The organism is Enterococcus sp. DIV1067f, from assembly GCF_050543505.1.
GTDB classification, from domain to species: Bacteria; Bacillota; Bacilli; order Lactobacillales; family Enterococcaceae; genus Enterococcus_D; species Enterococcus_D entomosocium.
Genome location: NZ_CP172940.1, coordinates 3,114,576 through 3,127,965 on the forward strand (window position 1 = coordinate 3,114,576; position 13,390 = coordinate 3,127,965).

The following is a 13,390-nucleotide window of genomic DNA, read 5'->3' on the forward strand; positions in this document are numbered from 1 at the left end:
TTAAGTATTTTGACTTCTATTCAATAATTATGTAAATTAACATAGTACGAATCATTAAAAAGGAGTCAGATCATGAAAATAAAAAAAAGTAGTGGGCTCATACCCCTCCTATGCCTCGCAATTTCTGGCGGATGGTTAGCCATAAAAAATGAATTTTCCATAGCAGCTCTTTCAGATGCCCTTTTCTTGTGGGCGCTGTTCTTTTTGATCATTGGCGGTTTTTTATGGGTATTTGCTTCTGGTTTCTTTGACCATTTTCAATATTCCATGAAGAAAGCTTTTTCCAAAAATAAAACAGATTATCTGAAATTATCCCAAGTCGGCAAACAGAGTTACGCCTTTTGGTTATGGCCTGGTGTCTTCTTGTTATTCCTTTCATTGCTCTTTTTAATGATTGCTACTAGTTAATTTCACTCTTATATTTTTACTCATTGAAATGAGAAGCAAAAGGCTGAGACAAGAAATTGTCTCAGCCTTTTCTTCGGCATTTCAAGTCAACTACTCGTGATTATTCGATTGATGTCCACTTGTAGTCGTATTGTGCGCCCGCTGCGTGAGCAACAACACCTTTGACTTTTGTTGCACGTAAATGTGCTTCCGCTTTTTGATAAACTGGAATGACACCTTGTTCATTCATAATGATTTTTTCTGCATTGACTAAATCTTCCCAACGTTTGTCAGGGTCATTGGCATTGGTCGTACCTGCTGCTTTTACAGCTGCATCGTATTCTTCACTGCTCCATTGACCACGGTTGTATGAGTTACCTGTCGTAAACAAGTCAGTAAAGCTACTTGCATCGGCATAGTCAGCACCCCAACCGCCCATTACTGTATCAAAATCACCCGCATTTGAACGATCCAAACGAACAGAGAATGGAACTGGACTTAACGTGACTTTCACACCGTCCAATGTTTTTTCGATCGTGTCTTGCAAGTACTCAATGATTTTCTTGGTTGAGTCTGTATCAGAAGCTAAGATATCAAATTCTAATGAATCGATTCCTAATTCTCCTTTGGCTTTTTCCCAATATTCTTTTGCTTTCTCTTGATCGTAGCTAATGACGCTACCAGCTGCTTCTGTGAAGTCTGTATGATCGCCAGGACTGAAAGTCATGCCTTCCGGAACCAAACCACTTGAAGCAATTGAACCATCACCTAAGATGGATGTTACTAAGGCATCACGGTCGATCGCATAAGAGATTGCTTTACGCAAGTTTTCGTTACGGAAAGGTGAATCTTCATCACGTTGATTCAATTCTAAGTAAGAAGTCGTTGCTTCTGGTTGAGAAACGAATGCTTCGTCGTTAGCCATCTGTTGCGCCAGTTCACCTGTTAGGATGACATCATCTGCTTGACCATCTTGGAAAAGATTCAAGGCAGTTGAGGATTCTTTCACGACGCTTACGTTGATTGTTTGTAATTTAACAGTGTCTTTGTCCCAATACTGATCGTTCTTTTCATAAGCCCATTCTGTATCCGTTCCTGGCCCATCAAAACCAGTCAGGACAAATGGTCCATTATAAACGGCATTGTCGCTTGTTGATGCATATTGATCGCCATTTTCTTCCACTACTTTTTGATTTTGCGGGAAGAATGATGGGAATGCTAATAAGTAATCAAAGTAAGGTGTTGCTTTTTCTAGGGTGATTTCTAATTCATAATCCCCCACTGCTTTGATGCCTAGCTCTGATGGATCCGTATCGCCTGCTGTGATGGCATCCGCATTTTTGACTGGTGAAAATAGATACGCGTATTCTGATGCAGTTTCAGGTTTGACCGTCCGTTGCCAGCCATAGACATAATCCGCTGCTGTAACAGGGTCACCATTTGACCATTTCGCATCTTCACGCAATTTGATCTTGTAAGTCAGTCCATCCTCGCTGACTTCAGCTGCTTCAGCTGCACCAGCAGGTTGTGGTGTGCTGTCAGCATCCAAACGATACAGTCCTTCATATACATTGTTCAATGCACTGAAGCTGATCGTATCGGTTGCTAATGAAAGATCCGCACTTGGCATTTCTTGTGAAACCACTACGTTAAATACTTGTTCTGCGTTGCTATCGCCGCTAGTTGCTGTGTCATTGCTTGAACTATTTGTTCCGCCTGTTGTACAGCCGGCTAACACCACGCCACACACAGCTACTAAACCATAGGCCCATTTATTTTTCATCCTGTCCTACCCCTTAATTGAATTAATTTTCAGAATAATCATTCGATTTCTGAAGTTAGATAAGATTTTAATTAATAATTATTAAAAAAGCAATCCCTTTTTCGATAAAAAACACCTTTGGAAGAAAGTTTTCTTGGTATTTACTTACCTTACTCTCATCAAACATTCGTTAAATGCTATTTTTCCTTTCTTTATTTATAAGAAATAAAGCGAAAAAAATAATAAAAAAACATGGTTAAATGTAACTTATATTCATTTTCTGTCTGCTTTTTTCATTTCAGTCATCAAAATGAGAAATGTCTGATAGAAAAGTAAACATGCAGAAAACAAGGATGATTTCTTATCAAATTCAGACAAAAAAGACCTGATCGCATGCTTACTGATCAGGTCTTTTCATTTTAAGAACTTTTGTTTTGTCCTCGAACGGATGTCCTTCAATGATTAATGGATCGCGCCGCCAATCGCTTTTAAATCTTCTTTGTCGGCATAATCAACGATAGCTTCCACTGCTGCAGTTAATCCTTTGGCGATGTCTTCGATGCTCATTGCAGGCTGTCCTGCTTTATCGACGACTTGCTGAGGAATAAATGGCACGTGAATAAAACCGCCTTTCATTTCAGGGTATTTTGTATCGATCATGTATTGTACTTGATACATGATGTGGTTGCAGACGAAGGTTCCAGCAGTATTAGAAACGGCTGCAGGTATTCCTGCTTTTTTCATATTTTCTACCATTGCTTTGATTGGCAGTTGTGTGAAGTAGGCAGGCTTTCCTTCTGTTTGGATCGCTTCATCGACGGGTTGATTGCCTTCATTATCAGGAATCCGGGCATCATCCACATTGATTGCCACTCGTTCTGGTGAGATGGCAAACCGGCCGCCCGCTTGACCGATGTTTAAGACGACATCTGGGTGGACCTCTTCAATTTTCTCTTCGACGATCGCCGCTGATTTCCCAAATACAGTGGGGATCTCTGCTTTCACGATCTGTGCACCATGAATTGTATCTGGCAGTAATTTCACTGCTTCTAAGGCAGGATTGATTGCTTCTCCGCCAAATGGATCAAATCCGGTAATTAATAGTTTCATTTCCATCATCCTTCCATCTCTGTTTTACCACTAAAATGCCCAAAAGTACATTAAAGCGATGTGGATCACTAACAATAATAAAGCAATTGGGGCTTGTGCTTTAATGACACCATTAGGGTCTTTCATCTCTAACAAAGCCACTGGCAGTGCATTGAAATTGGCTGCCATCGGGGTCAGCAACGTGCCGCAAAAACCAGCGGTCATTGCTAAAGCACCAGCAACAACTGGATCGCCGCCTTGCGCCATTACGAAAGGTACGCCAATACCGGCAGTTATAACGGTAAATGCTGCAAAGCCATTTCCCATGATCATAGTAAAGATCATCATTCCTAAACAGTAAGCCACGACACCGATAAAACGATTGCCTTCTGGCACGACGCCAGAGATTCCTTGAGAAATCACATCACCAACACCAGCAGCGTTAAAAATGACACCTAGTGCTGCTAATAACTGCGGCAAGATACCGGCAGTTCCGACTTGGCGAAGCATCCGGTCGGAATCGTCTAACACTGTTTTTGGTTTAGCGGAAGTTAGCACGACTGCCAACAAGAGTGCTAAGATCGACGCGATCCCGATCCCCACTTGGCCCCCTAATGGTGTATAAGAAATCACCACAGCGATCAATGCCAAGCTGATACATGGTACGAAGATCGTACTACCGATCCGTTTTGCTGACGCTTCGGCTTTTTCATCATCAACGTCGACGATTTTACCGATCTGTACTTGTTTGAAGAAGGTCAAACAGCCCATCAAAACGATCAAAATTCCGTCCACAAGATACGGCAAAAAATTTCCGAAAGCAAAGACGACCCCTAGCAGTAACCAAAAGGCAGAGGTGCCCAATCGTGTAGGATGGTCTGCTTCACGAAAAACCCGGACAGCCGTCATGATCGACAGCAGCCCAATCAAGATATAAAAGAATTCTAGTAATCCGTTAACGATTCCTTCCATCTATTTCTCCTCCTTCTTGCCATATTTTTTTGCTAATTTGCGATCAAAGAGCAAGTTCGATAACGTGGCAATAACTAAGACGATCAATGCGATCGGCAATGATGCTTGAGCGATCGAACTAGCTGCCACATCATATCCAAGTGATTGCAACGTTCCTACGATCAACAGCACACCAGAAGCAGCCACGAAGGTATTTTGCGCAAAGAAATTCCCGAAATTTTCATTAGCGGCAGCCCGAGCTTTGATTTTTTCCTGATCTTTTTCATCCAGTTCCCCAAATTTATTTTCCCCAGCAGCTTGCGCCATTGGGTTAACGATTGGGCGGATAAATTGCGTATGTCCTTGGATCCGAATAGAGAAAAAGCCAGCAAGTTCCCGAATAAATAAGTACAAACTCAAAAACTTCCCTGGTGTCAAGCCTTTGATTTTTTCAATCAATATGACGGCCTGCTGTTTCAAGCCAAAACGTTCCGACAAGCCGACCATTGGTAATGTCAACAAGAACAGTGTAACGAGTCGATTATTGACAAACGCTTCTCCTAACATTGTTAAAAAATCAACAACAGAAATTCCCGATACAAGCGCGGTGACAAAACCAGCAACGATTACGACAGCAATAGTATCTAGCTTCAGCAAAAAGCCGACTAAAATAACTAGAATACCAATTAATTTAATCCATTCCATCAAATCATCCTTTCACAGTAAGTTATTTTTAATGAATACCAGCTTTTAGTATAATCTATTTTTTTCTTGTAAAACAATGTTTTTTGAATTTTCTTTACAGGAATACGCTTTCTTTAAGGCGTTTTTTAATTGCTTAGATAATAAAAAACCAAAAGAAGAACTACGCTTGTGCAGTCCTTCTTTTGGTTTTTTGTGTTTAAGAAGCAGAAGCTTCTTTTTTCATTTGTTTGCTTCGCAGCTGTCCGCATGCTGCGTCGATATCTGTCCCATGTTCTTTACGAATCACACAGTTGATGCCGTTTTTCTTTAAAATGTCATAAAAAGCTAACACATCGGCTTTTTTACTTCGAGCATATTGGTCATGCTCACTCACTGGGTTATAAGGAATCAAGTTGACGTAAGACAATTTCTTTTTATCCTTCAATAATGCTGCCAACTGACGGGCATGTTCCGGTCGGTCGTTGACATGATCCAGCATGATATACTCAAACGTGATGCGACGATTGGTTTTTTCTAAATAATAATCGACCGCTGCCATCAGTTTTTCAATCGGGAAGCTCCGATTGATCCGCATCATGGAGGTTCTGACTTCGTTATTTGGGGCATGCAGCGAAATCGCTAGGTTCACTTGCAAGCCGTTCTCCGCAAACTCTTTGATTTTATGCGCTAAGCCGCTGGTTGACACGGTAATATGCCGCGCACCGATCGCTAAACCCTTTGGGTCGTTAATGATCTGCAAGAAATGCATCACATTGTCATAGTTATCAAAGGGTTCGCCGATCCCCATGACGACTACGTGAGAGACCCGTTCTCCCTCGTTGCGTTCATCAAAATAGTGTTGTACTAACATGATTTGAGCCACGATCTCGCCTGCTGTTAAATCCCGCTGTTTCTTTAATAACCCACTGGCACAAAAGGTACAACCGATGTTGCAACCGACTTGGGTCGTCACACAAACCGACATGCCATACTCTTGACGCATCAAGACCGTTTCAATCATGTGATTGTCGGGCAATTGAAATAAATACTTGACGGTCCCATCACTGGCTTCTTGTACCACCATCTGCTTCAGGGGATTGATCACAAAGGCTGCCGTCAGTTTCTCAATCAAAGGTTTCGGTAAATTGGTCATTTCTTCAAAGCTGGTTACTCGTTTTTCATAGAGCCACTCCCACACTTGGTTGGCTCGAAATTTCTTTTCATTTTGTTCAGTTATCCACAAAGATAGATCTGATTTGGTAAGTCCATAAATCGATGGGTTCACTTTTTTCCCTCTTTTCAAACTAGTCGCTACATACTATAACTGAATTCTTTGTGAAAAGCAACCGTACCTTGGTTGTTTGTCAAAGCAAAACCGTTGCTCTACTGCGCTGGTTGATCATTTTTTCGATGCTCAATGTTCCCATCCATCACGCCATCTTACTTGAAATAGCTCTCACAAACATTTTAGTCATAAAAAACAAGCAGTGAATGAACCAACTCCTGTGAAATAAATGGAGCAGCTCTTTCCTGCTTGTTTGCTTTTCCTTGAAGAGATACTCTCTCATGGGCACTGCTTTCTTCACATGATCACCCTTCAAAAGAAAGGACTCGGCCTTCTTTGGCGGTCAACATCCCCCGTTGCGGTGGCTGTAGCTGTAAATAAAGCTGGAGTGACATTTCTAATATCAGTTCTTTGTCTCCTTGTTGAAAAACGCCGTAATAATGGGTCTGTTCCCGTTTCTCTTCATATGTATGACTGACAAGGTAATACCCTTGTTCCATGGTTTCGTTGCGCTTTTTGGTTTCTGAAAGAAAACGGCGAATATGTTTATAAGTAAAGAGAATCAATAAAATGACAACTACTATTAATACTACATACCCCATTGCTTGTTTTACACCTCGATCGTTGATGTAGCAAAGGTCGGCTCCACACCAATACTGATCATCAAAGCAGCATCGACTTCACACATCACTTTATCGTCTAAATGACAAACTTTTTCTTTCAACCGACTTTTGTCGATCGTGCGGATCTGTTCCATCAAAATGACGGAGTCTTTGCCAATCCCTGTGCAAGAAGCGGAAATCCCAATGTGGGTTGGTAATTTCGGCTTCGCCATTTTTGCCGTGATCGCCGCAATGATCACGGTGGGACTGAAGTGATTGCCCAAGTCATTTTGAATGATCAAGACCGGTCGTATTCCGCCTTGCTCCGATCCAACGACTGGTGAAAGATCGGCAAAATAAATATCTCCCCTTTTTACCATAGGACCACCCTAACTTTTATATTCTCGCGGAACCCTTGCTGAGAGGGTGCACGCTACTTCATAGTGAATCGTTTCTAACTGGTCTGCAACATCCTGCATCGTAATTCGTTTCCCATGATTCTCACCAATCAACGTGACCGTTGTACCGACAGCAAAGGCTCGCGGCAAACGAATCATCAGTTGATCCATACACACCCGACCGACGATTTCACAAGGTTCGCCTTCTACTAAGAGTGAGAAGCCTTGCATTTTTCGTAACCAGCCATCCGCATAACCGATAGGCACAGTGCCGATCCATTCCTGACGGGGCGTGATATATGTCTCACCATAGCCAATCCCCGCTCCTTTTTCAAGTAATTTCACTTGGATCAGTTCAGAAACAAGTGAAAGGGCTGGTTTTAAGGAAAATGGTTCCTTCAATGCATGACCTGACGGATTCAATCCATACATCGCGATCCCAAAACGGACCATATTCCCAACGGCCTCTTTGTGCCACAAGGAGGTCGCGCTATTGCCTGTATGTATATATGTCGGCAAATAAGGCAAAACAGTTAAGACTTCTTTAAACCGCTGGTGCTGTGTTTCCCAATAAGTTGTATCAGCTTGATCGGCTGTGGAGAAATGGGTAAAGATTCCTTCCCAATCAAATGTGGGATGAGTTTCCAACCAAAGAACGGCTTGAAGCACTTCTTCTGGGGTCAAAAAACCGATTCTCCCCATGCCGGTATCCACTTTGACATGTACTTTAAGCGGTGTCTTTATAGAATTCTCCTCCAAATAAGTACCGGCTTCTACCAACCAGTCCATCGAAGCGACTGGAAAAGAAAAATCGTATTCTGCAAGTAAGGGAATATCTTGCACGTTCACAACCCCTAAAATCAGCAGCGGGTCAGTGATTCCTGCTTCTCGCAATTCGATTGCCTCATCGATCGTCGCAACGCAAAAACCGGCTGCACCGCCTTCTTTGGCTGCTTGAGCAGTTTGTACCGCTCCGTGCCCGTAACCATTGGCTTTTACCACCGCAAAAAGAAACGTCTCGCTTGGTAAGTGAGCAATCTCATTTTTGATGTTTTCGGTAATCGCGGTCGTATCAATAATCGCTTTCGTTGGTCTATGGTAAGCAACCACCATTTCCAGTTCCTTCTTTCTACTAATGCTTGATCAGACAAACAAATTAAGTTGGTTTTATGTAGTCGGCTGTTCGTCCATAAAGTATCGTCGTTTTTTCACCAAGTGACGACTTCCACTCAGGTTACTCACTATCAGATACTTCTAAGATAATTTGTGCAAAGGCAGTATCATTTGTATGGGTGATACTGACAAACGTTTTTTCTAAAGGGTGCGGTGCTTTGGTAACGATCGGTGCACCGAATTCATTGGTCAAGACTTCAATATCATGAAAAGAAACTTTGCCGATCCCCGTCCCCCAAGCTTTCGAGAACGCTTCTTTGCAGGCATAGCGCCCCCCGAGGAACTCTACCTGACGTTTCAGGGGCAAACGGGCAAATAATTTTGCTTCCTTCTCTGTTAAAATACGCGTTATAAACTGAGGTTTTTTTTCAATTAATTCTTTCATTCGAGGCAGCTCGACTGCATCGATCCCGATTCCTTTAATCATTCTTCTCGCTACCTTTACTTAAGATAGGGGTTTCCAAATTGGAATTGGCCCTTGTTCAGCTAGTTACCATTCTACCAAAAAAATGGCGAATTACCATTCAAATCTGACGAGTTTATACGGAGATTAAGATTTTCAATCGCTCGTATTTGTTTTTTATATAAAAAGACCTTGCAAGTTTCCTTACAAGGTCCACAAACTCAATTAGTCTTGGTTATTTCTGATAACGAAACCGCGTTTTTTGTCGTTGCTACGGCGATTGTTTTTACGGGCACCATCTTTTGAATAGTTACCACGGGCTTTATTGCCGTTGCCGCCGCCACGGTTCCCACCGTTTTCTTTGCGGTTACGATTGCCGCCATTGCTGTTATTGCTGCGACGTCCGTTTTTATTGAATGATTTTTTTCCTTGAGGTAATGGGCGTTCTGGTGTGATTTTGACTGGTTCTAAATCAGCTGGATCTTTCGCCATTGTTTTTAGAAGCAGTGCTGCTAAATCTTGTGCAGAATAACGTTCCAAAAGATCGTCGGCTGCTTGCAAGTATTTATCCAAACCATTTTCATCCAATTTTGTTTCAACAGATTCGATTGCGGCACCTAATTGACCTTTAAAAGCTTCTTTTTCGGTTGGTGGGCGCATTGGTGTCATCCGTTTTTTCGTTAAGTTTTCAATGACATGCAAGTAGCTCATTTCGTTTGGTGTAACGAAAGTCACTGACATTCCGCCTTTTCCGGCACGACCTGTACGTCCGATCCGGTGAACATAGCTTTCAGGATCTTGAGGGATATCGTAGTTGTAAACGTGTGTAACACCAGAAATATCTAATCCGCGAGCTGCTACGTCTGTGGCAACTAAGATATCTAATTGACCACTCTTAAATGAACGTAAAACGCTCATCCGTTTTTGTTGAGAAAGGTCCCCATGAATGCCTTCAGCTTTGTAGCCACGGGCTTCTAAACCACGTGCCAATTCATCAACACGACGTTTCGTACGACCGAAAACGATCGTCAATTCTGGTGATTGCACATCCAACAAACGAGTCATGACATCGAATTTTTCGTAATCTTTTGAGCGAACATAGTATTGATCAATCAAATCAGCGGTCATTTCTTTGGCTTTGATTTGAACATGTTCAGGCTCTTTCATGAATTTCACGCCGATATTTTTGATTGCTGGCGGCATTGTTGCTGAAAATAGCAACGTTTGACGAACATCTGGCACTTGGCTGATGATTTTTTCAATATCTTCCAAGAAGCCCATGTTCAACATTTCGTCTGCTTCATCTAATACAAGCGTTTCAACCGTACCTAATTTTAAGGTGTGGCGGTTGATATGGTCTAACATACGTCCTGGCGTACCAACTACGATATGGGGACGATCTTTTAATTGACGGATTTGACGGCCGATATCGGCTCCACCGTAAACTGCTTGAACGCGAATTTTTTTGTCTTTACCAAGACGATACAATTCTTCTTGGGTTTGGATCGCTAATTCACGGGTTGGGGCAATCACTAATCCTTGTAGTTGATGGTTCGCTGGGTCGATTTTTTCTAACATTGGCAAACCAAATGCGGCGGTTTTACCAGTACCGGTCTGTGCTTGACCGATCACGTCTTTGCCTGCTAAGGCTAATGGAATCGTTGCTTCTTGGATGGGTGTTGCTTCTTCAAAGCCGGCACGCTCAACAGAAGTCAATAATTCGTTGGATAATTCTAGATCTTTAAATTTCAAATGGATCCTCCTAGGCTGGTCATCTTTTCGATGCCTGTTTTTCTATCATCGAAGCGTAGGTTAGTTCTTCAGAAACACAAGAGTAGTCCCATTTACTCTTATCTTTCTCTCGGTACCGAAAAACCGCTTCACGAAGGCATTATAAAAGGCTAAAACAAGTGTTGTTTGTCTCAGCCATCATTTTATCTCAAAACGTCAATGTTTTTTACAGTAATCATTCTGTGCTTCATCTTTCGGCGTTAGATAAGTATAACACGTTTTGAAAGTTTCAGCAAGATTTCAACTCCGCTTTACATTCCTTTTAGTGCATCAACGACTTCGCTCAAGCCCATGCCATTGCTCCCTTTGATTACCAAGCTGTCGGAAGGTTCTAAAGTTTCCTTTAAGGAGGCGATCAGTTGTGGTTTTTCATCTGTCGCAAAATAGCGCACCTTGTCAGAAAGTGGTGACTGAGCTAGTCGTTTTTGCAATGCTTGCATTTCTTTGCCATAAAGAAAAACTAGTTGGAACGAGTCATCTAAATGTGCGGCCATCTGCTCGTGCATTTGTGCAGAATCTGGTCCTAATTCAAGCATATCTGCCAATACGGCGATCCGTCGTCCTTCTAACGGCAATTTGCGGAAACTATCCAATACAAGACCCATGGCAGTCGGATTGGCATTGTATATATCGCTCAAAATCGCTGCTCCGTTACCGGCAGTTACCCATTGGGTCCGATTTTTCGTTAATTGAAAATGCGCCAAGCCTTTCTTGATGGCTTCATCTGCTACACCAAAATGACGTCCTAACCCAATCGCGATCAAGGCATTTTTGACATTATAACCGCCTAATACCGGTAAGGTAAAAGTCGTACCTGCTACCGTAAAAATCGTTTGATCTTGCGATTCCTCTACGATGTCTCCTTGCAGATCTCCCTCTGTTAAGCCAAAAGTTTCAATGGTCTGCGTCAAGTTAGGAACAAAGGGGTCTAACAATGGTTCATCCACCGGCATCATAAAGAAGCCGTCTTTTTTCAATCCTGCGGTGATCTCCATTTTGGCTTTGGCGATCCCTTCTCTGGACCCTAAGTTTTCAATGTGGGCTTCGCCAATCAACGTGATAGCAGCAGCATCAGGTTCTGCTAAGCGCGAAAGGACTTCGATCTCTCCTGCATGGTCCATTCCCATTTCTAAAATCAACACTTGCGTATCTTCTGGTGCATGCAAGATAGTCAAAGGCACGCCTAGTTCATTGTTATGATTACCTTGAGTTTTGTAGGTCTGGTATTTTTGTGCCATAACCGCGTCTACCATATCTTTTGTGGTTGTTTTCCCATTACTTCCGGTAATAGCGATGATTTTTGGCACAAGTTTTTCTTTGTAGGCTCGTGCTAACTGTTGGAACGCTTTGACAGTATCCTTGACGGGGATCACAAGGATGCCTTGCGGTGGTTGGATGGTGGGATGACTCCACAATGTCGCGATCGCACCATTGTCTTTGGCTTGTTGGGCAAATTCATGTCCATCCCGAGTCCCCGCCAAGGGAACAAAAAGACTGTTTTCTTTGATTAGACGGCTGTCAAACTCCACAGAGGCAAGTGGTGTCTCATTTTCAATTGGCTGACCAAATACGGCAGCGGCTTCTTTTACAGTAAAATTCATCAGTTTCGCTCCTTTTTTACAAAAAAAGAAAGCACAAGATCGCTTCAAGTATTTTCCTTGAGTTGAGCTGGCTTTCTTCCTGCTATTTATTCTGCTTCTTTTTCATTCTCTGCTTCAACTTCTGCTTCTTCCACATTCGTCAAGAAAGAACGTCTTTGGTTGAAACGATTCATCCCTAATTGGATCAATTCTTCAATCAAATCACCATACGGCAATCCGGTCTTTTCCCATAGCAATGGGTACATGCTGAATTCAGTGAATCCCGGCATCGTGTTTAGCTCATTTAAAAAGAGCTCGTTTTTATTGGTCAAAAAGAAATCACAACGGCTCAATCCACTGCCGCCTAACATCGTATAGGCTTTTTTCGCAAACTCTTGGGCTTTGGCTTGTGTTTCTTCGGGAATTTGCGCAGGAATCTGCATCTCGATTCGGTTGTCAATGTATTTGGAATTGTAATCATAAAACGCAACATCTTTTACGATTTCTCCCGGCATGGTGGTCCGCACGTCTTCGTTTCCAAGAACAGCGACTTCGATCTCACGGGCTTCGATTCCTTGTTCAACGATCGCTCGGGTATCGTAGCGATACGCTTCTTGCAACGCATTTTGCAGTTCTTCGCGGTTCTCGGCTTTCGAGATACCGACACTTGATCCCATGTTGGCTGGTTTGACAAACATCGGATAAAGGAGACTGCCTTCGCATTGATCGAAAATCTTTTTCGGATTTTCTTTCCACGCATTTTTCAAGACTGGTACATACGGAACTTGCGGAATTCCCGCAGCTTGCAAGATGTACTTGGTCATGATTTTGTCCATCCCACAGGCACTAGTCAAGACACCAGCACCGACATAAGGCATTCCGATGGTTTCTAAAAACCCTTGGATCGTGCCGTCTTCGCCGTTTGGTCCATGGAGCAATGGAAAGACGATCGCGTCTTCTTCATAGATTGCCCCAGGTGAAATTTCTTCCCCTTTGGTCTCTTCGTTGGTCAATGCCAAAGTATCTGGTGACGTTGGCGCCTCAGACAATAATGGGCCTTTTAACCAGCGTCCTTCTTTAGTGATCATTACTAATTGAACTTGGTAGTAATTATAATATACAGCATTAACAACTGAAAAAGCGGATAACAGTGATACCTCATGCTCTGCACTGCGTCCCCCGTATAATAAAATGATTTTCAAAAGAATTTCCTCCTGTATTCATTGATTCTACCAAACTAAGTCTTCCACATTTTAGCACAAAATCGACCAACCGGCATTAAATC

The 13,390-nt window shown here is 42.5% G+C and carries 13 protein-coding genes; 1 reads left to right on the top strand and 12 read right to left on the bottom strand.

Annotated elements, in window-relative coordinates:
- The first annotated feature begins 72 nt into the window (after positions 1 to 72).
- Positions 73 to 408 carry a DUF3899 domain-containing protein gene (locus IGJ42_RS14335; protein ID WP_005227990.1) on the top strand — a complete coding sequence of 112 codons (336 nt, stop codon included), beginning with the start codon at positions 73 to 75 and terminating at the stop codon, positions 406 to 408.
- 100 nt (positions 409 to 508) lie between these two features.
- Here the strand turns inward: IGJ42_RS14335 and IGJ42_RS14340 are convergent, their stop codons facing one another.
- From IGJ42_RS14340 to IGJ42_RS14395, 12 genes are all read right to left on the bottom strand, one after another.
- On the bottom strand, positions 509 to 2,170 hold the full coding sequence (locus IGJ42_RS14340) for a peptide ABC transporter substrate-binding protein (protein WP_429946822.1): 1,662 nt from the start codon (positions 2,168 to 2,170) through the stop codon (positions 509 to 511).
- Between the two features lie 441 nt (positions 2,171 to 2,611).
- A complete protein-coding gene (gene pcp / locus IGJ42_RS14345; RefSeq protein WP_008379428.1) occupies positions 2,612 to 3,259 on the bottom strand; it encodes a pyroglutamyl-peptidase I in 648 nt (215 codons plus the stop codon).
- 30 nt (positions 3,260 to 3,289) lie between these two features.
- Positions 3,290 to 4,210, bottom strand: a complete 921-nt coding sequence (locus tag IGJ42_RS14350) for a DUF979 domain-containing protein (protein ID WP_005233677.1) — start codon at positions 4,208 to 4,210, stop codon at positions 3,290 to 3,292.
- Positions 4,211 to 4,894 (bottom strand): DUF969 domain-containing protein, encoded by a 684-nt coding sequence (locus IGJ42_RS14355; protein WP_005233676.1) that lies wholly within the window; start codon positions 4,892 to 4,894, stop codon positions 4,211 to 4,213. It lies immediately after the preceding gene.
- A 196-nt stretch (positions 4,895 to 5,090) separates the two neighbouring features.
- A complete protein-coding gene (gene rlmN, locus IGJ42_RS14360; RefSeq protein ID WP_010749104.1) occupies positions 5,091 to 6,158 on the bottom strand; it encodes a 23S rRNA (adenine(2503)-C(2))-methyltransferase RlmN in 1,068 nt (355 codons plus the stop codon).
- Positions 6,159 to 6,463: 305 nt separating this feature from the next.
- Positions 6,464 to 6,760: a hypothetical protein gene (locus IGJ42_RS14365; protein ID WP_016612926.1), complete on the bottom strand. Its 297-nt coding sequence runs from the start codon at positions 6,758 to 6,760 to the stop codon at positions 6,464 to 6,466.
- Positions 6,761 to 6,768: 8 nt separating this feature from the next.
- On the bottom strand, positions 6,769 to 7,140 hold the full coding sequence (locus tag IGJ42_RS14370; RefSeq protein ID WP_005227961.1) for a type II toxin-antitoxin system PemK/MazF family toxin: 372 nt from the start codon (positions 7,138 to 7,140) through the stop codon (positions 6,769 to 6,771).
- A gap of 9 nt (positions 7,141 to 7,149) precedes the next feature.
- Positions 7,150 to 8,271 (bottom strand): alanine racemase, encoded by a 1,122-nt coding sequence (gene alr, locus IGJ42_RS14375; RefSeq protein WP_429946823.1) that lies wholly within the window; start codon positions 8,269 to 8,271, stop codon positions 7,150 to 7,152.
- A gap of 121 nt (positions 8,272 to 8,392) precedes the next feature.
- Entirely contained in the window at positions 8,393 to 8,758 is a 366-nt protein-coding gene (gene acpS, locus IGJ42_RS14380; RefSeq protein ID WP_005233665.1) for a holo-ACP synthase, read from the bottom strand.
- 201 nt (positions 8,759 to 8,959) lie between these two features.
- Positions 8,960 to 10,486 carry a degradosome RNA helicase CshA gene (cshA, locus tag IGJ42_RS14385; RefSeq protein WP_010749100.1) on the bottom strand — a complete coding sequence of 509 codons (1,527 nt, stop codon included), beginning with the start codon at positions 10,484 to 10,486 and terminating at the stop codon, positions 8,960 to 8,962.
- A 290-nt stretch (positions 10,487 to 10,776) separates the two neighbouring features.
- On the bottom strand, positions 10,777 to 12,126 hold the full coding sequence (locus tag IGJ42_RS14390) for a UDP-N-acetylmuramoyl-tripeptide--D-alanyl-D-alanine ligase (RefSeq protein WP_429946824.1): 1,350 nt from the start codon (positions 12,124 to 12,126) through the stop codon (positions 10,777 to 10,779).
- Positions 12,127 to 12,212: 86 nt separating this feature from the next.
- On the bottom strand, positions 12,213 to 13,307 hold the full coding sequence (locus tag IGJ42_RS14395) for a D-alanine--D-alanine ligase (RefSeq protein ID WP_005233659.1): 1,095 nt from the start codon (positions 13,305 to 13,307) through the stop codon (positions 12,213 to 12,215).
- Between the last annotated feature and the right edge of the window lie 83 nt (positions 13,308 to 13,390).

Excerpts from the sequence above, each read along its gene's own strand:
- IGJ42_RS14365 (WP_016612926.1), bottom strand. The coding sequence starts at position 6,760 with ATGGGGTATGTAGTATTAATAGTAGTTGTCATTTTATTGATTCTCTTT.
- alr (WP_429946823.1), bottom strand. The coding sequence starts at position 8,271 with ATGGTGGTTGCTTACCATAGACCAACGAAAGCGATTATTGATACGACC.
- acpS (WP_005233665.1), bottom strand. The coding sequence starts at position 8,758 with ATGATTAAAGGAATCGGGATCGATGCAGTCGAGCTGCCTCGAATGAAA.
- pcp (WP_008379428.1), bottom strand. The coding sequence starts at position 3,259 with ATGAAACTATTAATTACCGGATTTGATCCATTTGGCGGAGAAGCAATC.
- IGJ42_RS14340 (WP_429946822.1), bottom strand. The coding sequence starts at position 2,170 with ATGAAAAATAAATGGGCCTATGGTTTAGTAGCTGTGTGTGGCGTGGTG.
- IGJ42_RS14350 (WP_005233677.1), bottom strand. The coding sequence starts at position 4,210 with ATGGAAGGAATCGTTAACGGATTACTAGAATTCTTTTATATCTTGATT.
- IGJ42_RS14355 (WP_005233676.1), bottom strand. The coding sequence starts at position 4,894 with ATGGAATGGATTAAATTAATTGGTATTCTAGTTATTTTAGTCGGCTTT.
- IGJ42_RS14335 (WP_005227990.1), top strand. The coding sequence starts at position 73 with ATGAAAATAAAAAAAAGTAGTGGGCTCATACCCCTCCTATGCCTCGCA.
- IGJ42_RS14370 (WP_005227961.1), bottom strand. The coding sequence starts at position 7,140 with ATGGTAAAAAGGGGAGATATTTATTTTGCCGATCTTTCACCAGTCGTT.
- IGJ42_RS14390 (WP_429946824.1), bottom strand. The coding sequence starts at position 12,126 with ATGAATTTTACTGTAAAAGAAGCCGCTGCCGTATTTGGTCAGCCAATT.